The organism is Clostridium simiarum (genome assembly GCF_018919175.1).
Taxonomy (GTDB): Bacteria; Bacillota; Clostridia; order Clostridiales; family Clostridiaceae; genus Clostridium_L; species Clostridium_L simiarum.
This window is the reverse complement of sequence record NZ_JAHLQL010000001.1, coordinates 1,403,228-1,427,200: the sequence shown is the minus strand read 5'-3', so window position 1 is coordinate 1,427,200 and position 23,973 is coordinate 1,403,228. Positions and strand designations below refer to the sequence as shown.

Below are 23,973 nucleotides of genomic sequence, written 5' to 3'. Positions count from 1 at the left end.
GATTAATCCTTTAATTTAAAAAGATTATATTACCTTTAAAACAGATAAAATTATAAGCATTATTCCACCTAGCCAGGATAAGTCAATCTTTGATTTTTCAGCAAACTTTCTACCTAAAAAAGTTCCTGTCCATATAGAAAATATACCACAAATTAAAGATAACACTATTACTTGGAAGTAATTTATGTCACCTAAGCTGCTTCCAAATCCTACAGCTAAGGAGTCTAAAGAAAGGGCTACTGCAAGATAAAAGGCCTCTTTGGGGTCAAGAGTCTTTGAATTATTAATATCAGCCTTAGTTTCATCAGCATAAATATCTATTATAAATCTAAAATTAAATAGCTTTAAATCTACTCTCTTACTTGAATTTTTTCCTATATAATTTTTAACAAGACCTTGAAATAAGTAATATATACCTAATAGCAGTAGTATGGAAAAGCTTATTATTGATGTAATATTTCCTGGTATAAATTTTTTTACTATAGAACCAAATAAAAGTGATAAACCAAGAAAAGACGAACAAATAATATTAATAATAGTAACGGATATAAAAGGTACTTTTATTTTATTTGTTCCATAGGCAATACTAGCCACAAAAGCATCAAGAGATACTGCTAGCACTAGCAATATAGATTCTAACATAATAACACCTGCCTTTGTATCTTAGGAAAGCATTTGCTTAAATATATTCCTAGGATAAATCTATTAATATGTTATTCATTCCTTCATTAATGGTTACAATACTTTATGATCCTATTAAATGTAAAAGATAGATTTACGCTAAAAAACTTATAATAAATCCTTTGATTTATATATTGTATTAGTATTATAATGTAGACAAAAATCTTATTATAAAGGGGGAGGTAATTTGTTACAAGAACTAGTTTTAAAAAAAGCTGAAGATATAAAAGAGGAACTTATACATATAAGACGTGATATTCATGCCCATCCTGAATTTGCTCTAGAGGAGATTAGAACCTCAGAGGTAATTGCCGAAAAATTAGAGGCTATGGGATTAGAGGTACAAAGAGAAATTGGCGTCACTGGGGTTATAGGTACATTAAGAGGAACAAGTCCTGGCAAAACTATATTGTTAAGGGCTGATATGGATTGTCTAAAAATTGAAGAGGAAACGGGTTTAGAGTTTAAGTCTTTGAATAAGGGATATATGCATGCTTGTGGTCATGATGCCCATATGACCTGGCTTCTTGGCGCAGCTATGATACTTTCTGATCTTAAAGAACATATCAAAGGAAATGTAAAATTCTTATTTCAACCTGCAGAGGAAGTGGTAGGAGGAGCGGAGAGGATGATTAAAGCTGGGGCTTTAGAAAATCCTAAAGTAGATGCAGCTATAGGAGCTCATGTATGGCCATCAATTTCTTCAGGTAAAATAGGAATAAGATATGGTGAAATGATGGCAGCCCCAGATGTATTTACCATAAAAATAATAGGGAGAGGTGGCCACGGTGCGGCACCTCATACTTGTGTTGATCCAATTTCTATAGCTTGCCAAGTTTATATGGCTCTTCAAACTATAGTTAGTAGAAGAGTAGATGCAGTAGATCCTGCTGTTTTAACAGTAGGCAGATTTGAAGCTGGAAACGCCTTTAATATTATCCCAAATGAAGTTATTATGGAAGGTACCACTAGAACCTTGAATAAGGATTTAAGAGAAGCTTTACCAGGAATGATGGAGTCTATTATTAAAGGAATTACAGAATCACAGGGAGGAAGCTATGAGTTCGAATATAGATTTTGTTATCCACCGGTAATTAATGATAGCTCTATGGCAGATTTAGTTAAGGAAGCAGGTGGACTAATCCTAGGAAAGGAAAACATAGAAATAATGAAAAAGCCTGAAATGATAGGAGAGGATTTTTCTTATTTCCAAAATGAAGTTCCAGGTGTATTTATAGCTATAGGTACATTAAATGAAGAGAAGGGAATAAATAAGCCTCTTCATAATGCGTGCTTTACCATTGATGAAGATATTTTACATAAAGCATCTGCTGTATTTGCTATGAGTGCAATAAAGTTTTTAAATGAATAATGAAAATTAACATAAGGATGTCTCAGGATGGAAAGCAATCTCTATACTAAGACATCCTCTAATATTTAAAAATTTATTTATTAATATTAAAATCCTAATCCTTTAGCAATTCGTGATCCAAGTTCCTTATCTGCACTCATGAAGTGCTCAATCATTTTTTTCTGAGTGTGTTTTTCTGCGTAGCATAAAGACTCAACAATATTTGAAATTAAGTGGTCTTTATCAATTTTACTCATGGAGCGGTATCTGTCACCAGCTTGGGTATAGTCATCTGTTTTACTTATTTTCTTTCTCTCTATCTTACCTTCAACAAAAGGAGTGTAGGGAACTCCGTTTTCGGGTGCAGGTTCTGGCATACCACAACCTAGAGTGTTTGGAGAGTAATTAATACTACCTCTATTTGGAGTGAATTGCATAAAGCCATCTTGTTGATTGTTATTAACTGGGACTTTAGGGCGATTAATAGGTAACTCCAGATAGTTTGCTCCAAGGCGATATCTTTGAGTGTCACCATAGGAGAATATCCTTCCCTGAAGCAGTTTGTCATTTGAAAACTCAATACCTGGTACAATGGCAGCAGGACAAAATGCGGATTGTTCAACCTCTGCAAAGAAATTTTCAGGATTTTTGTTTAGCACCATTCTTCCTACAGGTATTAGGGGAAACTGATCCTCTGGCCAAGTTTTTGTGGCATCTAATGGATCGAAGCATTGTTTATTTTCATCTTCTAGATCCATCATTTGAACAAGAAGCTCATATTCTACAGTATTTCCACAGGCTAGGGTGTTAAATAAATCTCTACTAGCTATATCAGGATCAAGACCTGCAAGTCGCTTAGATTCCTTGCTATCTATTGACTGAACTCCTAAAACAGGTTTCCAATGGTATTTTATAAGCATGGCTTTACCATCTTTGTTAACCCACTTATATGTGTTAACACCAAAGCCTTGCATGAATCTATAGCTTTTAATTGTACCCAAGTCTGAGAATAACCAGGTTAGCATATGAGTTGCTTCTGGAGTTAGTGACATGAAGTCCCAAAACCTAGGGTTTTGAGAAGAGTCACCGGGTATGTTAGAAACTGGGTCTGGTTTTAGAGCGTGAATTAAATCAGGAAACTGTATAGCATCCCTTATGAAAAACACAGGTAAGTTATTTCCTACTATGTCGTAGTTCCCCTCCTCTGTATAGAATTTTACAGCAAAACCTCTTACATCTCTTACTGTGTCTGCAACTCCTTTAGAGCCAATAACCACAGAAAATCTTATAAATACAGGAGTTTCTTTTGATGGATCCTGTAAGAATTTAGCCTTTGTATAGGGAGCCATAGACTTATAAACCTTAAAGTATCCATGTGCCCCAGCACCTTTTGCATGAACAACTCTTTCAGGGATTCTCTCCCTATCAAAATGTGCAAGTTTTTCTAAGAAAACAATGTCTTGAAGTAGGGTTGATCCTCTTTCTCCCACAGTTAGGGAATTTTGATCATCATTAACTGGTTCACCTTGGTTTGTAGTAAGATATTCTTTTTTAAATTCTTTCACATTAATCTCCTCTCCAAAAATACTTTTGATTTAAGGATTAAAACTTAAAAAGGCTTATAAAGTACAATATGAATTTTGGAAGTGAATTGCTACTCATTAGGTAATTGTTTATGGTAGTACTTGGATATTATGTGGAGAAAAAATATAGTCTCCCTCAAAATAGAGAGAGACTGTAAATAATATTTTATTTAAATACTTACGAAAGACTATATGTGCTACATGAATTCTGAAAGGAATTTTTCTGTTTCATTAGGACTCCATTGTCTATCTACTAAAGATTTTCCTGAACTTAGTACAGGATGTAACTCTTCATAAGTGGATTTTCCTTCTTCTTTATAAATTATACCAGCTGGTATACCTTCATCTCCAAATTGGGAGGCTTTTTCAAAGGCTAAAAGCTTATTGGTTGCATCATAGGATTCATCTAGATAGTAAACTCTATCTTTATACCATTTGAAGGTATTTACCTTGTTAAAGGTTACGCAAGGTTGAAGTATATCTATTAATGCATAGCCCTTATGGTTCATAGCTGCCTTTATAATTTCAATTAGCTTAGCCTTATCTCCAGAAAAGGCTCTTGCTACAAAGGTAGCTCCTGCACTTATGGCTACAGCTAGTGGGTTTAAGGGATATATATTAACCCCTTCAAATTGCATAGAAGTTTTTTGACCTAATGCGGTGGTAGGAGAGCCTTGTCCTTTAGTTAGTCCATAAATTTGATTGTCGTGGACTAATTGAACTATATCAACATTTCTTCTTTGAGCATGTAAGAAGTGATTTCCACCTTCTCCATAGGCATCACCATCTCCACCGGTAACCACAACCTTAAGATCTTTATTAACCATTTTTATAGCTTGAGCTGGAGGAAGAGCTCTTCCGTGAAGGCCATTAAAACCGTTAGCTCTTATATAGTGAGGGGTTTTTGCAGCTTGACCTATACCAGAAACCATAACTAATTGTTCTGGTAATATTTCAAGTTCTGCAGCTGCCTGTTTTATGGCATCTAATATATTAAAATTACCGCAACCAGGGCACCATGAATTTTCATCCTTAGAGTTATAAAGTTTTATATCTAACATTTATAGCACCTCACTTTTTACTGAATTGTATATTTCTACAGGATTTAATTGTCTTCCGTCATATTTTAATATACTCTTATTCATCATTAATCCTGTTTCTTGAGCTATTAATTTAGCTAGTTGCCCTGTAAAGTTTTGTTCTACATTGATTAAAAGCTTAGCTTCTTTAGAATATTTAGTTAATAACTTTTCTGGAAGAGGATAGATATCTCCAAAACTTAATGCTCCTACTTTTAATCCATCCTTATTAAGCATATCTACAGCTTCCTTTAAGGAACCATAAGTGGATCCCCAACCTAGAAGTAATACTTCTGGGGTTTCTACTCCAAAGTATTCTGGTTCTAGAAGTTCTTCTTTTAGTAAATTTAATTTTTTCATTCTCTTTTCCATTTGTTGATTTCTTACCTCAGAAGATTCTGTTATATGGGAATCCTCTGAGTGTTCGTCACTATCCACCAATACTATTTGGCCTGGGACTTTTCCAGGAATAAGTCTTGGTGATATTCCGTTTTCAGTTAATTTATATCTCTTATACTCTTCCTCTGGAGCTAAAGCCTCTGTTCCTGATATATGTCTTTCTATATTAAGAGAATCCAAATTAAATTTAGGTACAGTAATGTTGTAATCTGCTAGATATTGATCTGTTAATAGTAGTACAACAGTTTGATATTTATCTGCTAAGTTTAATGCTCTAAAAGTTTGATAGAAAGCATCTTCAGGGTTTCTAACGGCTATAACCATTCTTGGAAACTCTCCATGAGAGGCTGTGAGTAAAAAGCTTAAATCACTTTGCTCAGTTCTAGTAGGTAGCCCTGTAGCAGGTCCTGGTCTTTGGGAATCTACTACAACTAAAGGAGTTTCTGTTATACCTGCAAGGCCTAAAGCCTCTACCATAAGAGAGAAGCCGCCTCCAGAAGAACCAGTCATAGATCTAGCTCCTGCATAAGAAGCACCAATAGCTGCGTTAATAGCTGCTATTTCATCTTCCACTTGATCTACTACTATGCCAGCTTCTACTTGTTTTTTAGAAAGGTATGTCATTATACTTGTGGCTGGAGTCATAGGATAAGCTGCATAATAGGAAAGTCCTCCAGCTAAAGCACCTAAAGCTATAGAAGTATTACCATTTATCAGCATAGAGTCTTTTAGTGTACCTTCTTTCAGTTCATATTTATTTTCAACTAATTCATAGCCTTTATTAAAGGCATCTACATTTATTGCTCTTATTTCTTCAGTGAATTTTTTACTAAAGATATCTTCTACATTTTCTTTTGAAACTCCAAAGTACTTTACTACAGCTCCAGCAGCTACAGAACCAAAGGCTCTTGTAAGTCCTGCTTCTTTAGCAATATTCATAAGAGGAAATGCCTTAACCCTATTATCCTCATGGTTTATTTTTTCATCAGCTATAATTAAGCCACTTTCTTTCAAACGAGGAAGATGTATATCTATAGTGTCTTTATCTAAAGCTACTATTAAATCTAAATCAGGATGGTGAGCCAGAATAGGTTCATCACCAAACCCTATCTGTGTGAAATTATGTCCGCCCCTAACTCTAGACATATAGTCTTTATTTGAGAAAACATAGAAGCCTTTTTTCATAAATAATCTTTCAAGGAAATCACTGATGGTATCCATACCTTGACCGGCTGTACCACCAACTAATATATTAAATTTCAATGTTAAACACCTCATTTCATAATATTTTAATAATCTGTTTATAAATTTTTTAAATACTGTTATATTACTTACAATTTAATATTAGTCTATTTTATATAATTTGTCAATAATAATTATCAATTACTAGTTATTATCAATGATATAAAAGAGAGATAAATACAAATAATTTGCGTTTATCTCTCTTTTATGTAATATACAAGCGTATTTAAATTATCCCATGACCACCCGCTCTAATACTTCCATTTCTTTAAGGTTGCATCTTATATGTTTTCAATTTGCCAGTCAATAGGTTCTTTACCTATAGATATAAGAAAATTGTTAGCCTTAGAAAAAGGTTTGCTTCCAAAGAAACCTCTATGAGCAGATAATGGACTTGGATGAACTGATTTTATTATATAATGTTTTGGGTTTGTTATTATACTCATTTTAGATTGAGCATTACTTCCCCATAATATAAAGATAATAGGATCTTCCCTATCATTTAATAAACTTATTATTCTATCAGTAAAGTACTCCCACCCCATGTTTTTATGTGAGTTTGCTTCACCTGCTCTAACAGTTAATGCAGTGTTAAGTAACATAACTCCTTGGTTAGACCATTTTTTTAAATATCCGTTATTAGGAATATAACAGCCTAAATCACTATTAAGTTCCTTATATATATTCATAAGAGAAGGAGGAGCAGGCACACCCGGTTTTACAGAAAAGCTTAAGCCATGAGCTTGATTTGGCCCATGGTATGGATCCTGACCTAATATGACTATCTTTACATTTTTATACTCTGTATAGTGCAGAGCATTAAATATATCATACATATCAGGATATATAGTTCTTGTTTTATACTCACTTATCAAAAATTTTCTAAGGTTTAGATAATAATCTTTTTTAAACTCATCTTCTAATAAATATTGCCAATCATTTTTTAATATTTGCATATAAATCACCCTAATAAATTATAACATAAAGCTTAGATTAATTATGAGAAATTCCATGAGATTTTAATAAAACTATAAAATATTTGTATTTTTTCCATATCTATAGTAAACTACCTATGGATTAAAAAATAATTATAAATATGGATATTCGTAGCAAGGTGGTAAATATTACAAAAATATTTACATAATAGAGAATTAGGTGAAAATCCTAAACGGTCCCGCCGCTGTAAAGTGGAGTAATAATTGCTAAGATCACTGTACTATTGTATGGGAAGATAAATTATTACAATGAAGCTAAGTCAGAATACCTGCCTTGTTATGTATCTTTACTTTGCGTGAGACAGGGGGGAAGATGTATTTTTATTATTAAATAGAAATTCCTGTACTTCGTGTAATAAAGTACAGGAATTTCTTATTTTATGCAGACATATGTACAAATACATTATAGAAGGAGAAGGAAAATGAAGAAAAAAAGACTTGCAATATTTTTAACTTTTATTATGATTATTAGCTGTTTGGTTGGATGTGATTCAACTAAACAAACTAATGTGCAATCTAAATCAGAGATTACTTTTACGGATATAGCGGGAAGGGAAGTTACCATTAAAAAACCAGTAAAAAGAATTATAGTAAATAATAGAAGTTTGTTTGATTCTCTTTTTGCGGTTGGTGGAGAAGAAATGGCAGATATGATTATTGCAACATCAGGTGGTACTAGAGGAATTGAGGGATTCAATAAAACTTATGGAGAAAAGTTTCCTAAATTAAAAGAGTTAGAACAAATATCAGGCGGTGGTGGTAGTGGTGGATATGATGCTGAAAAAATTATTTCATTGAAACCTGATGTGGTAATACTAATTAATCAAAAGCCTGATCAAAATCTAGAATCTTTAGATAAGGTTATAAAAGTTGGAATACCTGTAGTCTGTTTAAGCTACAACATTGAACCACTAGAAGATAGGGTAAAAAACATTGAGATTATTGGGAAAATTTTAGGGAAAGAAGAACGAGCAAAAGAAATATGTGATTTCATTACTGATAAATACGAACTAGTTAACAAGCGTTTGGAAAATATGAATACTCCTGCACCAAATGTTCATCAGCTAACATTTCATGGTGATACACCTAAATCTTTTTGGAGTTGGGCAATAATTGCAAAACATGCTGGAGGACATGATATAGCAGAGGATATACCAAGTGGAAAGCTTGAAAATGGTGGAACTATTGACAATGAGTATTTGTTAAAACGTGACCCTGATATTATAACAATGGGCGGTGACGCTTTAGGATTAGGTGGAAATGAAAAAGAAGCTCAGGCTTATCTTCAAGAAATGGTTTCAAAACAGGCAGGATGGGAAAGTCTATCGGCGGTTAAAAATAAAAGAGTATATGCTATATCTTATTCTACGGCATTAAACTTAGAAACTTTTTATGCAAATATGCAACTTGCTAAATGGTATTATCCTAAAGAATTTGAAGATATTGATCCCGATGCAACCTTAAAAGAGTTTTATGATAAATATATGGTTTTTGATTATGAGGGAATTTGGTCAACCCAACTTAAATAAAATCAAGATATGGAGGAAGGAATGATTTCAAAGGATAAAGAAGCAATAGGTATTTATAAAGATTTAATAAAGAGAAAGAAGATAATATTAGGTTTTTTGATTATTGCTATTATAGGTGTATTTTTTGCTAATATTTTAATTGGTTCCTCAGGTCTTACTATTTTAGAGGTATTCAAAACTATAGGAGGAAAAGCGCCTGATGATATAACAAGAACAATTGTATGGGAAATAAGATTACCTATAGCGCTTATGGCCATAATAGTAGGAGCCGCTCTTGCTATAGGTGGATGTGAAATGCAAACTATATTGAGAAATCCAATGGCAAGCCCCTATACATTAGGTATCTCTTCTGCTGCATCTTTTGGAGCAGCAACTGGAATGATTTTGGGAGTTAGATTTATACCGAGTTTTACAAACTTTACCATACCAATAAATGCATTTTTTTGCACTATGATTGTAGCAACTATAATGTACATATTTACTAAGAAAAAACATGTTGCAAAAGGTACAATAGTACTCTTTGGAATAGCTTTAAGTTTTATGTTTAATGCTTTAACAGCGTCATTACAATACATAGCAACGGAACAAGAGTTACAAGGGTTTATGTTTTGGTCTTTCGGAGATTTAACAAAAACAACTTGGGAAAAGTTGCTTATTACAACAATTGTATTTTCTGTATGTCTAATTGTATTTGCGAAAAATGCATGGAAATTGACAGCGTTAAGTTTAAGTGACAGTAAAGCAATAAGTTTAGGTGTAGACGTTTATAAAATAAGACGAATATCCATAGTATTAATTTCAATGCTTTCAGCTACAGCCATATGTTTTGTAGGTACAATTGGATTTATAGGATTAGTGGCACCACATTTAGCACGAATGTTAGTTGGAGAGGAACAAAGATTTTTACTTCCTATATCTGCATTACTAGGAGCTTTAATTTTATCCTTAGCATCTACCATAAGCAAAATCATTATTCCAGGTGTGATTATTCCTATAGGTATTGTCACATCTTTCATTGGAATTCCTTTTTTTCTAGTTTTAATTTTTAGAAATGGGAGGAATTACATGTGATTGAAATAAAAGATTTAAGTTTTAACTATAAAGAAAACAAGGTTTTAGACAACATTTCTTTGGAGATAAAACCAGGATTAAATGCAATTGTAGGACCAAATGCGGCAGGAAAATCTACTTTGATGAAATGTATTTTTGGATTACTAAAACCTAAAGGAGAAATTTATTATAAAGAGAAATTGCTATCAGAATACAGCCAAAGTGATATAGCGAGTTTTATGGTATATCTTCCGCAAGAAGAGGAGGGTACGCCACAATTAACAGTGCTTGAAACTGTTCTTTTAGGTAGATTACAAAATTTATCATGGAAAATAGATGATAAGGACTTAAATACTGTAATGGGTATACTTCAAGCTCTATGCATAGACAATCTATCTTCACGTTATTTAACAGAGTTAAGTGGTGGACAAAAACAGATGGTGTATATTGCTCAAACTTTAGCTAAAGATCCAGAGATATTATTGATGGACGAGCCTACTAATAATCTTGATATGCAAAAACAATTAGAATTTTGTGAATTGCTAAGGCTAATAATGGAAAAAAAGAATTTAATGATATTAGTTGTATTTCATGATTTAAATCTTGCTGCACAATATGCTGATAATATTATTATAATGGATGGAAGAGGAGGTTTACATAGTTCTGGTGCACCAAGAGATGTAATTACTGAAAAAATGCTAAAAGATGTGTATGGTATTGAAGGAAATGTACATATTGATGAGTATGAAACTCCTATAATATCTGCAAGAAAATCTATAAGAAAAGTAGAGTTTTTAATCTGATAAAAAGTTTGTAGTCATATGAAACTTTAGAACTTATAATTGAATTTGAACTATAGAAAAAGAAAAGTCCTTTATTAATTTTAAAGTTAATAAAGGACTTTAAAATTAATTACAGCATACACAATAAAAAAGGATAGACAACTTTGGGGATTTAATGGTTTAACATTTTATAAACAAAACATAATAATCTTTATAAGCTTTATAAGGTAAAGTTTCTATGTTGTTTGAGGCTTTAAGGCTCCAAAAGTTTTGACAAACAACATATCGTATGTTTTATATAGTAAATATTTGAACTAAACAGTAATTTCAAATATACACTTGTCTGAACCATCCAAGATAGACTGAACTTTTCTAACTTTTACAGAGTACCCAAAAACAGATGAGAACAGTTTTTCAAACCATCCTGCTGAACAATAGCAATAAATTTGTGACATGTCCTTAGCTTGTTTTGCAAGACCACAATAGCAAGAACTATACATACCGATTATGCTTCCATCCTTTGTATGTAGGTGTCCACCACCAATATGCTGTTCATTAAGTAATTGCAAAAAATCATCTAAATTGCTGGACTTTTTATACAACCTCTTAGCCTTATTAATGACTGAACTGGAAATGCATTGATATCCACAGGGCTTCATAACTTTTTCAGCAACAGATTCACCTTGATTTTCTTTGATTTCATCCATTATTTGTTTAACATATTTTGCTTGTTTATTAGGAGTTGCCTTCGAATCTAAAACTCCATAAATTGCTATTATATTATTATAACCATCAATACCTGTATTTGTTTTAATACTTTCAAGTATTCTGTCAACTTTATTTGCCAATGATATCACCTCCCTTTTCCGCTACTTTACCACACATAATATGACAACAGTATGTCATGTTAAATTACTTTTAGAAGATTAGTGGATTTTTGTGGATATTATAGAAGAATGATAAGGAGTCTTTTGCAAATATTACCTGTGGAGCTATGGAAATTGCATTTCTATCACTAATTAGTGGAATTATATTAGCGTAATAATTCTTACTATGGAGTGGCGCATTTTCATTTCAGAAAAATGTTGTAGGTTGATACGCTGATATACCCAGTGATATCATTTAAATAGAAGGTTAAGAAATTAGTGAAACCCATGGTAAAATAAGCGAAGTATTAATAGTCAATAAAAACAATCTAATATATATAGTTGGGGGGATTATAATGCAAATAAATACAATTCCAATAGATTTTATTATTAATATGGCCCTTGAAACTGGTGGAAAAATAGTATCAAATTTCCTTTTACATGGGTTAAAACTTAAAAATGATTCAGGTAAAAATGTAATACTAAAAGATATAAATTTTGAGCTATATGCTTCAGATATTTTAGTGAAACAAGTTACATATCAGGGAAAATCACTTGCAAATTCTATAAAAGAATTTGCAGAAAATAGTGCTTGGCTTGGTAAAGGGTTTGGGGCTAAATTATTTTTGGGTGAAGAGGGGTTTTGGAACCCTGAATGTTATACAAATTCTATAGAGATGGAACCAAATCAGGAAACAGGTATATTTAATGAATACTTCATAATAGTATACGATAAAGTTATAGATTTACTGGTGATAAAGGTTAATTATCTTAAATGTGGAAAGGAATATATACAACAGTTGAAAGTCCCGCTAGTACAATATAAAAATAAAAATCAATATATATTCCCACTTAAAGGTAACATTTCAACTTGTGGAAATTATAACACTTTGCCTGAACATCGACAACATTATTCAATGGAATTTGCTTTTGACATGGCTCAGTATAATGCAGAGCAAAAGCTATGTTACAAGGAAAATATGTGTGAAGAGGACTATATAGTTTATGGTAAGGATATACTTGCAATAGCTGATGGTGAGGTAGTAGATTGTTATCACAGTTTTAATATGACTACTTCTTGGGATTGGAATGAGAGAAAGCTACTTATAGATAAATATGGATTGGCAGCTCAGTGTGGAAATTATATAGTTTTGAAACATGCCAATGAAGAATATTCTTTTTATGGACATATGGTTAAAGATAGTCTAACTGTAAAAAATGGTGATAGAGTAAAACAGGGACAAGTTATAGGTAAAGTTGGACATACAGGATTATCTAATTGTCCTCACTTACATTTTCAACTTATGGATGGACCAGACTTCATGGCAGCTAGAGGACTACCTTGCTCTTTTTCAAATATAAGAGATGTAGCCGGCAATAAGCTTAGCTTAATACAAGAAGAAAATATAATTGTGCATGCAGAATAAAAAAATAATAAATGAGAGAAGTTTCTAAAATAGCAAAATGTTATCTGAATAAAAAACAACAGTATTTGGAAAGAAGATTAGTACGTCACGTTAAGCGGAGGATTAAATAGATCTATGAAATCAAATAAATCTTATAAGGGAAGAATACACAATAGTTAATTCTTTAAGTAGTATTTGGATTGAAAAGCAAGAATTTTATTATTACACACTTAGGAAGCGTGAATGGGAAAATAGGTTCTCTATAAAAGTAAAAGCTACCAGATAATATCTGATGGCTTTTTTGGGTATAGTAATATAGATAAAAAGATGAAGGGAGCGTGATAATATGACAGAAGAGAAAATGTATAATAAAACCAATAGATTAATAAATGAAAAATCACCATACTTACTTCAACACGCTTATAATCCAGTGGATTGGTTCCCGTGGTCTGAAGAAGCCTTTGAAAAGGCAAAAAAAGAAGATAAGCCTATATTTTTATCTATAGGTTACAGCACTTGTCACTGGTGCCATGTTATGGAGAGGGAGTCTTTTGAGGATGAAGAAGTAGCTTATTTATTAAATGCTTATTTTGTTCCTATTAAGGTAGATAGGGAGGAAAGACCAGATATTGATAGTGTGTATATGTCTGTGTGTCAAGCTATGACTGGAGCAGGAGGATGGCCTCTTAATTTGTTTTTGACACCAGATAAAAAACCTTTTTATGCAGGCACATATTTTCCTAAAAGACCTAAATATAATCAACCGGGATTGATGGAGCTTTTAGAAAATATAAATGAGGTTTGGAAGAATAATAGGGAGCATGTATTAGCTACCTCAAATCAGGTTGTAAAAAGTTTAAAAGGCTATAGTGAGGATGAAAGCGGAGAGATTCCAGAAGATATATTTAATAAGGCCTATGAAAGTTTCCTAAAATCCTTTGATCCTGTATTTGGAGGTTTTGGAAGGGCTCCAAAATTTCCTACGCCACATAATCTATCCTATCTTTTAAATTATTATAAAGTTAAAGGAGAAAATAAGGCTTTAGATATTGTAAAGACAACTTTAGATAATATGTACAAGGGAGGAATTTTTGACCATATAGGTTTTGGATTTTCTAGATATTCTGTAGATGAAAAATGGTTAGTTCCCCATTTTGAAAAAATGCTTTATGATAACGCTCTATTAGCTATAACTTATTTAGAAGCTTATGAAGTAACTAAGGGGGAACTATATAAGGAAGTGGCGGAGAAAATATTTACTTATGTATTAAGGGATATGACATCACCAGAAGGAGGATTTTATTCTGGAGAAGATGCAGATTCAGAGGGTGTGGAAGGAAAGTTTTACCTTTGGACTTGGCCAGAAATATATGAACCTTTAGAGATGGAAGAGGGAGATCTTTTTGTAAATCACTATGGTATATCTAAAACAGGTAATTTTGAAGGGTCTAATATACCTAATTTAATTGGAGAGGAATTAGAAGATATTGAACAAAAGCAGTTAAAAAATTCTTTAGAGAAAATAATAGAGAAGTTATTTAAGCATAGGGAAAAAAGAATACATCCACATAAGGATGATAAAATATTGACATCATGGAATGGACTTATGATTGCAGCCTTAGCTTATGGAGCTAGAGTACTTAATAATAATGAATATAAAACTGCGGCTCTTAAGGCTTTAGATTTTATCTTTCATAATCTAGAGAGATGTGATGGAAGATTACTTGCGAGATTTAGAAAGGGAGAATCCGCATATCTTGCCTATCTAGAGGACTACGCTTTTATTGTTTGGGCTCTTATTGAAGCTTATGAAACTACTAAAGATTATTCTCACATTGAAAAGGCCTTAGTGCTAAATGAACAGATGATAGAACTATTTTTGGATGAAGAAAAAGGCGGGTTATTTATATATGGAAAGGATAGCGAAGAACTTATTTTAAGACCAAAAGATATTTACGATGGAGCTATACCTTCAGGTAATAGTGTGGCAACTATGAATATGCTAAAACTCTATGAAATTGCAGGGGATAGAAAATTAAAAGAAAAAGCAGAACAGATATTTAGAACCTTTGGTAAATCAATAGAGGGAATACCACAGGCTCATTCAAAAATTCTTAGTGCTTTCTTATATTATAGTTTTCAGTTAAAATAAATTTATAGATATTTTAACCGTACTGTGTAGAATGTACATAGACACTCTAAGATATCTATGATTATCTAAGCTTAGAGGGGAATTATGAAAGATAAATTTATATATAAGAACGAAGAGATAGAATTTGAAATAATATATAGTAAGAGAAAAACGCTAGAAATAAGTATAGAGCCACCAGATAAAATAAGGGTTAGAGCACCTAATAGGTTGCCTAAATATAAGATTATAAATAGGTTAATTGAAAAGGGAGATTGGATATTAAAACATTTAAATTATTTTAAAACTATAGATTATAAAGAAATAAATAAAGAGTTTATTGATGGAGAGAGTTTACTATATCTTGGGAAGGAATATACCCTTAAAATATATGAAGAAAACTTAAAGAAAAAATCTGAAGTGTATATAGAAGAAGATAATATAGTTGTAAGAATTAAAGATAAAAATAAAGATAAGATAAAAAAAGTTCTACAACTATGGTATAGACAACAGGCTTTAAGCTATATAATTCAGAGTGCAGAAAAATATGAAAAGATTTTTAGCAAAAAACCAAAGGACATAGTTGTTAAAGAACAGAAAAGAAGATGGGGAAGCTGCACCTATGATAATAGATTACTTTTTAACTGGAGATGTATAATGGCAGAGCCTAGGGCAATAGACTATGTAATCCTTCATGAGATGTGTCATATGGTTTATAAAGATCACTCTAAAAATTTTTGGAATTTGGTAAGCTCTATAATGCCTGACTACAAGGAGCAAAAACAATGGTTTAAAATAAATGGACATAAGTTAGAACTTTAGAAATTTTAAATTGTAAGAGTCTATTTTTTATTTAATTAAGGATGTTTTTGGAAAAGGATACTACATATATCTTAGTAAAGTATAGAAGGTAAAGCCTATCAAAATATCAAGTAAAAAATAATAAAATTGCAATATAAACGATTACTTTTAATTAAATAGAATTAAATTAACTTGTGTATTTATTGAATTGATTATAAAATGTATAAATACTAATTGTGAAAATTTAATTTTATATTTAAAGGTTATGATGGAGGGAGTAGTTGTAATTTATTCTTTAGAGAGCTAATGGTAGGTGGAAATTAGTGAAGATTTGCAATGAAGTTCGTTCCTAAACTACAAGCTGAAAATTATATATTAATGATTAAGCTGAGTCGTATGTCTACGTTACAGATTAGAGAGATTTAAAAATTAATTTAACTGTCAATAGGGTGGTACCACGGATAAAGTTCGTCCCTTTATCTTTGGTACCTTTTTTTATGTTTTAATAAATTTTAAAAATATAATTTGGTAATAATAATGGAAAAGTGAAAGGAGAGAGGTTATGAAGGATTTGAAAGAGAGAGAATCATTCTCATCGGGACTTGCAATATTTTTTGCTACACTAAGTTCAGCTGTAGGTCTTGGGAATATATGGAAGTTTCCTTATGTAATTGGTAGCAATGGTGGAGGAGCCTTTTTGTTTATATATCTTTTATGCATTGTTTTTGTTGGGTTACCTGTAATGATAAGCGAGTTTTATATTGGAAGAAAAACTAAGAAAAATATAATTGGCGCCATAAGAAGTATTAAAGGTGACTCTAAGTGGAAACACATGGGTACTATAGGAATTATTACTGCTTATTTAATTTTATTTTTTTATAGCTCCGTAGCTGGATGGGTGTATTCTTATGTATTTAAAGCATTAAAAGGAGAGTTTAATAATATAAATTCAGCTAGTGCAAGTTCTATTTTCACTAATACTATGATAGGACCCATAGAACCAATAGTTTGGCAGTTTATCGCAATAATTGTGGTGTCTTTGATAATATTTTTAGGGGTAGGAAAGGGAATAGAAAAATTTACAAAAACCCTTATGCCATTATTATTTATTTTAATAATTATCTGCGATATAAGAGCTGTAACTCTTCCAGGCGCAGCTGAGGGATTTAAGTTTTTATTTAAACCTGACTTTTCAAAGTTAACTAAAGATGCATTTTTGGTTGCTCTAGGATTATCCTTTTTTAAATTATCTCTTGGTATGGGAACCATGGTTACTTATAGTAGTTATTTTACAAAGGATAACAATATGATAGGTACATCTATAAAGGTAGCTTTGTCTGATACCCTAGTTTCCATATTGGCGGGAATTGCTATTTTCCCAGCAGTATTTTCCTTTGGATTAACACCAGAATCAGGACCAGGATTATTATTTTTAACTATACCATTAGTATTTTCTAAAATTCCTTTTGGAAACATATTATTAGTAGCATTTTTCTTATTAAGTTCTATAGCTGCTACTACAGCTATGATGTCTATGATGGAAGTATTAATTGCATACCATACAGAGGAAAAGTCAATGAGTAGGAAGAAAGCTGTTATTATAAATGCTTTAATTATAATGGTTGTTGGAGTTTTTGCTACTTTATCAGCTGATGGACAAAGTATTTTAGGTGGAATAAGTATTTTAGGTAAGAAAATTTTTGATATATTTGATTATGTTTCTTCAAATATTCTTATGCCTATTGGAGGATTTTTGGTAGCCATATTAGTAGCATATTATAATAAGAAAGAAAATATTGTAGATGAACTATCTAATGAGGGAACTTTAAATAATAAAAAAGTAATTAGTTTGTATTATTTTTTAATAAGATATATTTCTCCTGTACTTTTAGTTATAATATTCTTCTATTCTATAGGATTAATAAAATAAACAATTGGCACCTTTGAGGGAATAAAATTCTATGAAAACTCAAAGGTGTTTGTTTTTGTATCTTACTATTATTTGAAATATTTTTATTCTTTTCAGTTAATTTTTTTATATAGAATAATCTTTACGTATATGTTTTGCTGATTTTCTGTTATAATAAATATAACAAAAATCCATTATTAAATATAAAATAAAAAAAGAAAGGGAGATGGTAGTAATGGATGATTATCCTAGTGGGGATAATAAAAAAATAAATATGTATAATATGTTCAGCCATCTTCTAACTATTATAGTGTAAAAATTATAATGGATTGTTCTAAAGCAATTAATTATAAAATGTAGAAATTTTTACAATAATAGAGGTGATTTTTCTATATAGTAAGGAGATAGAGCTGAACTTATTTAGGAGGTTTGGCTATGAATAATTTACTATTTGGTTACTTAGATAAGGAAAGATTAGAAACATTAAGAAACAAATTTTCTGAAATGAATGTGGTAGATATAGCTCAAATGTTTGAGGAAATACCAGAAGAAAAAAAGTTAATAATTTTTAGGATATTACCAAAGGACATTGCTGCAGAGGTATTTTCCTACATGAGTCAAAAGGAGCAGCAATTCATAATTGAATCTATAACAGATAAAGAAGTTCAATCTTTGATAGAGGATTTATACTTAGATGATACTGTAGACTTTATAGAGGAGCTACCAGCTAATGTAGTTAAAAAAGTTTTGAGAAATACAGACGAACAAACAAGAAAGACAATAAATCATTTTCTAAATTATCCTGAAAATTCTGCTGGAAGTATAATGACTATAGAGTATGTAAATCTTCATAAAGAGATGACTATTAAACAAGCTATAGCTAGGATAAAAGAAATTGGGGTAGATAGGGAAACTATAGATACTTGTTATGTGACTTCTAAGGGAAGAAAGTTAGAGGGCGTAATTTTACTTAGGCAACTAATATTAAGTGAAGAAGAAGAAGTAATTGAAAATATCATGGATAAAGACCTTAAATATGTGCATACTCATGATGACCAAGAGAAAGCTGCTTCATTATTTAAAAAATATGACCTTATTACTATGCCAGTAACAGATAATGAAAATAGATTAGTAGGTATAATTACTGTAGATGATATTTTAGATATTATTGAAGAAGAAACTACAGAGGATTTCCAAAAAATGGCGGCAATGGAGCCTTCAGAGGAGGAATATTTAGAAACAAGTGTTTTTTCTTTAGCAAAGCATAGAATTGTTTGGCTTTTAGTTCTTATGATTTCGGCTACCTTTACTGGTAATATAATAAAAAGATATGAGGATGTTCTTCAAACTGTTGTAATTTTAACTGCATTTATTCCTATGCTTATGGATACTGGAGGAAATGCAGGTTCCCAATCTTCTACATTAATTATTAGAGGATTGGCTTTAGGAGAAATTAAACCAAAGGATTGGGTGAAAGTGGTATTTAAGGAGCTAAGAGTTAGTTTGTTAGTAGGAATAACCTTAGCTGTGGTAAACTTCGGAAGAATTTATTTCTTAGAAAAAGTTGACTTTTATGTATCCTTAACAGTTTGCATTACATTATTTTGTACTGTAATTATTGCAAAAGCTGTAGGTGGATTATTACCTATAGTTGCAAAAAAGCTTAAAGTAGACCCAGCTATAATGGCTAGTCCTCTTATAACTACCATAGTAGATGCATTAGTTTTAGTTTTATATTTTGCTACAGCAACAGTACTTCTTGGGATTTAAAGGTTAGATATAACTTTGGAAAGGTGGAGTTTTAGTGTTGTTCAATTATTTTATGCCCACAAAAGTTTATTTTGGAAAAAATATTTTGTGGCAGAAGAAAGAAGAGTTTAAAAACTTCGGTAAGAAAGCTTATATTGTAACAGGAATGAGATCATCAAAGGTTAATGGTTCTTTAGATGATGTTATAAAGGTATTAGAAGATAACGGCACAGAATATGTTATTTTTGATGAAGTAGAAGAAAATCCTTCTATAGAAACTATAGAAAAGGCAGCTTTAGTAGGTAAAGAAGAAAAAGTGGATTTTATAATAGGCATTGGAGGAGGGTCACCTTTAGATGCTTCTAAGGCTATTGGGATTTTTATAAATAATCCTGAAGTAAATGGTGAAAACATATTTCAGTTAAAAAATTTAAAGAGCATACCTGTAATTGCAGTTGCTACAACTTCAGGAACAGGTTCTGAAGTTACTCAATACTCTATAGTTACTGATCATAAGGAGCTTACAAAAAAGAATTTAGGACAAAGTGTTTTTCCACATATAGCCTTTTTAGATCCTTCCTATACTATGGATATGAGCTATGATGTTACAATAAGTACGGCTATAGACGCTTTTACTCATTTAGTGGAAGGTTATTTAAACAGTAACGCCAATGATTTAACAGATATAATGGCAGAAAAAGGCATAGAACTTTTTGGGCAATGTATAAAAAATTTATTAGAAAATAATATAGACTACTCTAATAGAGAAAAGCTTATGCTAGCTTCTACACTAGGAGGAATGGTTATAGCGCAAACGGGAACTTCACTTCCACACGGTATGGGATATCCTCTAACCTACTTTAAAAATGTTCCACACGGAAAAGCAAATGGAATATTATATGGAGAATACTTAAAGGTTTTTAAAGATAAGGAAAGAGTAAATAGAGTATTAAGCCTTTTAAATGTAAAAGACTTAGAAGAAATGATAGATATATTAAATAAATTAATGCAATGTGATGTAGAAATAACTGAAAAAGAGATAAAGGTTTATGCAGAAACTATGTGCTCAAATGAAGGGAAGTTAAAGAATCATCCTGAAAAGATAGGTTATGATGAAATATATAATATATATGTAAATAGTCTAATAAAGAAAATTAAATAAAGATTTTCTAACTGTTTGCTTATATGAAAATAAAACTGCTTACAATAATATTTTGTTAGCAGTTTTTGTTATAATTATTACATAATAGGTATGAAAAGAGGGGTTTTATGGAACATAAATATAATTGTCTAATATGTGGTGGAAACTTAGTTTATAAAGAAAAATCAACAGAATATAAGTGCTTTTACTGTGGAGAAACCCATGTCTCACAGGCAATATGTGAAAATGGACACTATGTCTGTGATGGATGTCATGCTAAGGGAGCCTATGACATAATACAGGAATACTGTGTTAAAAGTGAAAGTATAAGTCCATTGCATATTGCTACAGATTTAATGAGGCACCCTGCTATAAAAATGCATGGACCGGAACATCACTTTTTAGTGCCGGCGGTACTTATATCAGCTTATTATAATGCTATAGGAAAAAAGGAAGATAAAGAAGGAAAAATTAAAGAAGCTGCAAAAAGATCTAAAAATGTGTTAGGGGGTTTTTGTGGCTTTTATGGAAGCTGTGGTGCTGCTGTAGGAACAGGAATATTTATGAGTATAATTACTGGGGCTACTCCACTGTCTAAAGAGCCTTGGAAGTTCAGCAATTTTGTTACTGCTAAAAGTTTAAATGCTATAGCAGAAAATGGTGGACCTAGGTGTTGCAAAAGAGATAGTTTTTTAGCTATAGAAGAGGCTAGTAAATACCTGGCTGAAACTTTAAATGTAAATTTAGTAAATGATAAAGTAAGTTGCTCTTTCAGCCAATTTAATCCACAGTGTATAAAAGAAGAGTGTATATTTTATAGAAAATAATTATTGATTAAAGAAAAAAATAGTGTTATGATTTGGTTAACAACATAATACAACACAAGGGAGCTAGAACAAGGCTGGCTGAGAGTAAGAATCCTGATTCTTAGACCTTAAACCTGAACTGGATAATGCCAGCGTAGGAAGTGTACTATTAAATAATACAATATTTTTAGGGATAAATAGCACAGATCTTACGGATCTGTGCTTTAATTTTTTTAAAATATTCTAATAAGGGAGGATATTCAATGAAGACAAAAAAATTAACTTTTTCTGCTATGCTTATTGCTATTGGTGTACTAGGAAGTCAGCTTATTTATATACCAGTGGGAGCTTCAAAGTGTTTTCCAGTACAGCATACCATTAACGTACTTGCTGCTGTAACCTTAGGACCAGTGCATTCTATAGGAATAGCTTTTGTAATTTCCTTATTGAGAAATTTATTAGGCGTAGGTTCATTGTTAGCTTTTCCAGGTAGTATGATAGGAGCTCTATTATCAGGGATATTATTTAAGATTACTAAGAAAAAGGGTTTAGCTGTACTAGGCGAAATATTTGGTACAGGCATTTTAGGTGGGATATTAGCCTTCCCTATAGCAAAATTTGTTTTAGGCAAAGATGTGGCAGCTCTATTTTATGTTGTGCCATTTTTAATAAGTACTATAGGTGGAAGTATCATAGCCTATGCTATATTAAAAGCTTTTGATTTTAGTAAGGTTACTAAGAAAATTATGTAACATAAGATAAGAATAAAATAGTGGAGGTAAGAAAATGAGAAAAGCATTAACCATTGCAGGTTCTGATAGTTGTGGGGGAGCTGGGATTCAAGCGGATATAAAAACTTTTAGTGCTCATGGGGTTTATGGCATGAGTATTATTACTGCTGTAACAGCACAAAATACTCAAGGAGTTTTAGCAGTTCAGGATATTGAAGAGAAAATAATAAAAGCTCAAATGGATGCTATATTTAAGGATATTAATGTGGATGCATTAAAAATAGGCATGGTATCAAAAATAGAAACTATAGAAGCAATAGGAAAAAAGCTTAAGGAATATAATCCGAAGAATATAGTTTTAGATCCAGTTATGGTATCAAAGAGTGGATATTCACTTTTAAGACCTGAATCTAAAGAGGCTTTGATAAAAACTTTAATACCTCTTGCTACTATAATAACTCCAAATATTCCGGAGGCGGAGGTAATATTAAAGGCTACTAAATCTGAAATTATAGAAATAAAAACTATAGAAGATATGGAAAAGGCAGCTAAGATAATTTATAAATTAGGTTGTAAAAATGTACTTATGAAAGGTGGACATATTGAGGGTGAAGCCATAGATGTTTTATATGATGGAAGAGACTTAACACATTTTTATTCAAAGAGAATAGATGCAAAGAATACCCATGGCACAGGATGTACACTTTCTTCAGCTATAGCTTCTAACTTAGCACTTGGCTATGACATGGTGGAGTCTATAAGAAGGGCTAAGGAATATATAACAGAAGCTATTGAACAATCTTTTAGTATAGGTCATGGAGTTGGTCCAACCCATCATTTTTATAGACTTTATAAAAAGGCAGGGATAGAAGATGGAGATATGTAAAGAGTTTGGGGAACAAATTCAAAATATAAAGGATAGAAAACCTTTGGTGCATCATATTACGAATTATGTAACTGTAAATGATTGTGCAAATATAACTTTAGCTATTGGAGCTTCTCCTGTTATGGCAGATAGTGTCCATGAGGTAGAGGAGATGGTTAGCATAGCATCTTCTTTAGTATTAAATATAGGAACTATAAATGAAGAAAAACTAATATCTATGATAAAGGCAGGTAAAAAGGCAAGGGAGCTTAATATACCTGTAGTTTTAGATCCTGTAGGTGTAGGTGCTACAGCTTATAGAAAAGAAGCTGTAGATAGAATAATAAAAAATGTGCATTTAGACATAATTAGAGGGAATTTTTCTGAAATAAAGACTATCTTTGGACTCCAAGGACAAGGAAAAGGAGTAGACTCTGAAGAAATACATAGTGAGAAAGAATATATGGAAGAAGCTATATATGTAGCAAAAGAACTATCTAAAAAATTAGATTCCGCTATAGCTTTAAGTGGTGCTATTGATATTATAGCTGAGGGAGACAAAGTTGCTAAAGTATTTAATGGACATGAAATTATGACTAAGGTTACAGGAACGGGATGTATGAGTGCCTCTTTAATAGGTTCTTTTTTAGGGGCTAAGGTTGAGGCTTTTAAATCAGCAATTTTTGGTACAGCTTCCATGGGTATATCAGGAGAAATGGCATATGAAGCTTTAAAGCAGAAGGAAAATCAAGGTATTGGAACCTACAGGGTTAATATAATAGACTCTATATACAATTTAAACTATGAAAATATATGCAAAAGAGCACATATAGAAGTTGAAGGTTAAAAATTAAGGTTTAATAAGGTTTAATTTGACAAT

20 protein-coding genes, 2 riboswitches and 1 other annotated feature are annotated in these 23,973 nt (G+C 31.6%); of the genes, 14 read left to right on the top strand and 6 right to left on the bottom strand.

The genetic code is table 11. From position 1 onward, the window contains the following. Window positions 1-24: 24 nt before the first annotated feature. Window positions 25-642: a sporulation membrane protein YtaF gene (ytaF, locus tag KQI89_RS06740; RefSeq protein ID WP_216456426.1), complete on the bottom strand. Its 618-nt coding sequence runs from the start codon at window positions 640-642 to the stop codon at window positions 25-27. A 226-nt stretch (window positions 643-868) separates the two neighbouring features. Here ytaF and KQI89_RS06735 point away from each other — a divergent pair, with 226 nt between their 5' ends. After that, window positions 869-2,053, top strand: a complete 1,185-nt coding sequence (locus tag KQI89_RS06735) for a M20 metallopeptidase family protein (RefSeq protein ID WP_216456425.1) — start codon at window positions 869-871, stop codon at window positions 2,051-2,053. Window positions 2,054-2,139: 86 nt separating this feature from the next. On the opposite strand, the gene KQI89_RS06730 is transcribed toward KQI89_RS06735, so the two are convergent. The 4 genes from KQI89_RS06730 to KQI89_RS06715 all read right to left on the bottom strand — a co-directional run bounded on the left by KQI89_RS06730 (window position 2,140) and on the right by KQI89_RS06715 (window position 7,291). Continuing rightward, window positions 2,140-3,597: a catalase gene (locus KQI89_RS06730; protein ID WP_216456424.1), complete on the bottom strand. Its 1,458-nt coding sequence runs from the start codon at window positions 3,595-3,597 to the stop codon at window positions 2,140-2,142. A 215-nt stretch (window positions 3,598-3,812) separates the two neighbouring features. Further along, on the bottom strand, window positions 3,813-4,676 hold the full coding sequence (locus tag KQI89_RS06725) for a 2-oxoacid:ferredoxin oxidoreductase subunit beta (protein WP_216456423.1): 864 nt from the start codon (window positions 4,674-4,676) through the stop codon (window positions 3,813-3,815). Then, window positions 4,677-6,356, bottom strand: coding sequence for a 2-oxoacid:acceptor oxidoreductase subunit alpha (locus tag KQI89_RS06720; RefSeq protein ID WP_216456422.1), 1,680 nt, complete (start codon window positions 6,354-6,356; stop codon window positions 4,677-4,679). It lies immediately after the preceding gene. Between the two features lie 260 nt (window positions 6,357-6,616). Beyond that, complete coding sequence (locus KQI89_RS06715) at window positions 6,617-7,291, bottom strand: uracil-DNA glycosylase (protein ID WP_216456421.1); 675 nt, start codon at window positions 7,289-7,291, stop codon at window positions 6,617-6,619. 139 nt (window positions 7,292-7,430) lie between these two features. Beyond that, a riboswitch (cobalamin riboswitch) is annotated at window positions 7,431-7,621 on the top strand. A gap of 131 nt (window positions 7,622-7,752) precedes the next feature. On the opposite strand from KQI89_RS06715, the gene KQI89_RS06710 reads away from it, so the two are divergent. The 3 genes from KQI89_RS06710 to KQI89_RS06700 are packed head-to-tail and all read left to right on the top strand — an operon-like array spanning window position 7,753 to window position 10,712. Beyond that, window positions 7,753-8,859, top strand: a complete 1,107-nt coding sequence (locus KQI89_RS06710) for an ABC transporter substrate-binding protein (protein WP_216456420.1) — start codon at window positions 7,753-7,755, stop codon at window positions 8,857-8,859. Between the two features lie 21 nt (window positions 8,860-8,880). Beyond that, complete coding sequence (locus KQI89_RS06705; protein WP_246582966.1) at window positions 8,881-9,930, top strand: FecCD family ABC transporter permease; 1,050 nt, start codon at window positions 8,881-8,883, stop codon at window positions 9,928-9,930. Continuing rightward, window positions 9,927-10,712: an ABC transporter ATP-binding protein gene (locus KQI89_RS06700; protein ID WP_216456418.1), complete on the top strand. Its 786-nt coding sequence runs from the start codon at window positions 9,927-9,929 to the stop codon at window positions 10,710-10,712. The genes KQI89_RS06705 and KQI89_RS06700 overlap by 4 nt, the downstream gene beginning before the upstream one ends. A gap of 293 nt (window positions 10,713-11,005) precedes the next feature. On the opposite strand, the gene KQI89_RS06695 is transcribed toward KQI89_RS06700, so the two are convergent. Continuing rightward, the gene (locus tag KQI89_RS06695; RefSeq protein WP_216456417.1) at window positions 11,006-11,539 is read right to left on the bottom strand and encodes a DUF6144 family protein; all 534 of its coding nucleotides are present in this window, start codon (window positions 11,537-11,539) and stop codon (window positions 11,006-11,008) included. Window positions 11,540-11,913: 374 nt separating this feature from the next. On the opposite strand from KQI89_RS06695, the gene KQI89_RS17905 reads away from it, so the two are divergent. The 10 genes from KQI89_RS17905 to thiM all read left to right on the top strand — a co-directional run bounded on the left by KQI89_RS17905 (window position 11,914) and on the right by thiM (window position 23,940). Continuing rightward, window positions 11,914-12,984 (top strand): M23 family metallopeptidase, encoded by a 1,071-nt coding sequence (locus KQI89_RS17905; RefSeq protein WP_216456416.1) that lies wholly within the window; start codon window positions 11,914-11,916, stop codon window positions 12,982-12,984. 325 nt (window positions 12,985-13,309) lie between these two features. Then, a complete protein-coding gene (locus tag KQI89_RS06685) occupies window positions 13,310-15,115 on the top strand; it encodes a thioredoxin domain-containing protein (protein ID WP_246582965.1) in 1,806 nt (601 codons plus the stop codon). Between the two features lie 84 nt (window positions 15,116-15,199). Beyond that, on the top strand, window positions 15,200-15,913 hold the full coding sequence (locus tag KQI89_RS06680; RefSeq protein ID WP_216456415.1) for a M48 family metallopeptidase: 714 nt from the start codon (window positions 15,200-15,202) through the stop codon (window positions 15,911-15,913). A gap of 235 nt (window positions 15,914-16,148) precedes the next feature. After that, window positions 16,149-16,371, top strand: a binding site (T-box leader). Between the two features lie 83 nt (window positions 16,372-16,454). Next, the gene (locus KQI89_RS06675; protein WP_216456414.1) at window positions 16,455-17,822 is read left to right on the top strand and encodes a sodium-dependent transporter; all 1,368 of its coding nucleotides are present in this window, start codon (window positions 16,455-16,457) and stop codon (window positions 17,820-17,822) included. A 414-nt stretch (window positions 17,823-18,236) separates the two neighbouring features. Next, a complete protein-coding gene (gene mgtE, locus KQI89_RS06670) occupies window positions 18,237-19,571 on the top strand; it encodes a magnesium transporter (RefSeq protein WP_032122302.1) in 1,335 nt (444 codons plus the stop codon). A gap of 34 nt (window positions 19,572-19,605) precedes the next feature. Then, window positions 19,606-20,712 (top strand): iron-containing alcohol dehydrogenase family protein, encoded by a 1,107-nt coding sequence (locus tag KQI89_RS06665; RefSeq protein WP_216456413.1) that lies wholly within the window; start codon window positions 19,606-19,608, stop codon window positions 20,710-20,712. Between the two features lie 107 nt (window positions 20,713-20,819). Further along, on the top strand, window positions 20,820-21,518 hold the full coding sequence (locus KQI89_RS06660; protein WP_032122300.1) for a DUF5714 domain-containing protein: 699 nt from the start codon (window positions 20,820-20,822) through the stop codon (window positions 21,516-21,518). 46 nt (window positions 21,519-21,564) lie between these two features. Continuing rightward, window positions 21,565-21,675: riboswitch (TPP riboswitch) on the top strand. A gap of 85 nt (window positions 21,676-21,760) precedes the next feature. After that, entirely contained in the window at window positions 21,761-22,249 is a 489-nt protein-coding gene (gene thiW, locus KQI89_RS06655; RefSeq protein ID WP_032122299.1) for an energy coupling factor transporter S component ThiW, read from the top strand. Between the two features lie 34 nt (window positions 22,250-22,283). Beyond that, window positions 22,284-23,114, top strand: a complete 831-nt coding sequence (gene thiD, locus KQI89_RS06650) for a bifunctional hydroxymethylpyrimidine kinase/phosphomethylpyrimidine kinase (RefSeq protein ID WP_216456412.1) — start codon at window positions 22,284-22,286, stop codon at window positions 23,112-23,114. Continuing rightward, window positions 23,101-23,940, top strand: a complete 840-nt coding sequence (gene thiM / locus KQI89_RS06645; protein ID WP_216456411.1) for a hydroxyethylthiazole kinase — start codon at window positions 23,101-23,103, stop codon at window positions 23,938-23,940. Before thiD ends, thiM begins: the two co-directional genes overlap by 14 nt. The last annotated feature ends 33 nt before the right edge of the window (window positions 23,941-23,973 follow it).

Bases quoted from the DNA above. Each gene is read 5' to 3' on its own strand.
- KQI89_RS06725 (WP_216456423.1), bottom strand. From the start codon at position 4,676: ATGTTAGATATAAAACTTTATAACTCTAAGGATGAAAATTCATGGTGC.
- mgtE (WP_032122302.1), top strand. From the start codon at position 18,237: ATGAATAATTTACTATTTGGTTACTTAGATAAGGAAAGATTAGAAACA.
- KQI89_RS06715 (WP_216456421.1), bottom strand. From the start codon at position 7,291: ATGCAAATATTAAAAAATGATTGGCAATATTTATTAGAAGATGAGTTT.
- KQI89_RS06705 (WP_246582966.1), top strand. From the start codon at position 8,881: ATGATTTCAAAGGATAAAGAAGCAATAGGTATTTATAAAGATTTAATA.
- KQI89_RS06685 (WP_246582965.1), top strand. From the start codon at position 13,310: ATGACAGAAGAGAAAATGTATAATAAAACCAATAGATTAATAAATGAA.
- KQI89_RS06680 (WP_216456415.1), top strand. From the start codon at position 15,200: ATGAAAGATAAATTTATATATAAGAACGAAGAGATAGAATTTGAAATA.
- ytaF (WP_216456426.1), bottom strand. From the start codon at position 642: ATGTTAGAATCTATATTGCTAGTGCTAGCAGTATCTCTTGATGCTTTT.
- thiD (WP_216456412.1), top strand. From the start codon at position 22,284: ATGAGAAAAGCATTAACCATTGCAGGTTCTGATAGTTGTGGGGGAGCT.
- thiW (WP_032122299.1), top strand. From the start codon at position 21,761: ATGAAGACAAAAAAATTAACTTTTTCTGCTATGCTTATTGCTATTGGT.
- KQI89_RS06675 (WP_216456414.1), top strand. From the start codon at position 16,455: ATGAAGGATTTGAAAGAGAGAGAATCATTCTCATCGGGACTTGCAATA.
- KQI89_RS06660 (WP_032122300.1), top strand. From the start codon at position 20,820: ATGGAACATAAATATAATTGTCTAATATGTGGTGGAAACTTAGTTTAT.
- KQI89_RS06710 (WP_216456420.1), top strand. From the start codon at position 7,753: ATGAAGAAAAAAAGACTTGCAATATTTTTAACTTTTATTATGATTATT.
- KQI89_RS17905 (WP_216456416.1), top strand. From the start codon at position 11,914: ATGCAAATAAATACAATTCCAATAGATTTTATTATTAATATGGCCCTT.
- thiM (WP_216456411.1), top strand. From the start codon at position 23,101: ATGGAGATATGTAAAGAGTTTGGGGAACAAATTCAAAATATAAAGGAT.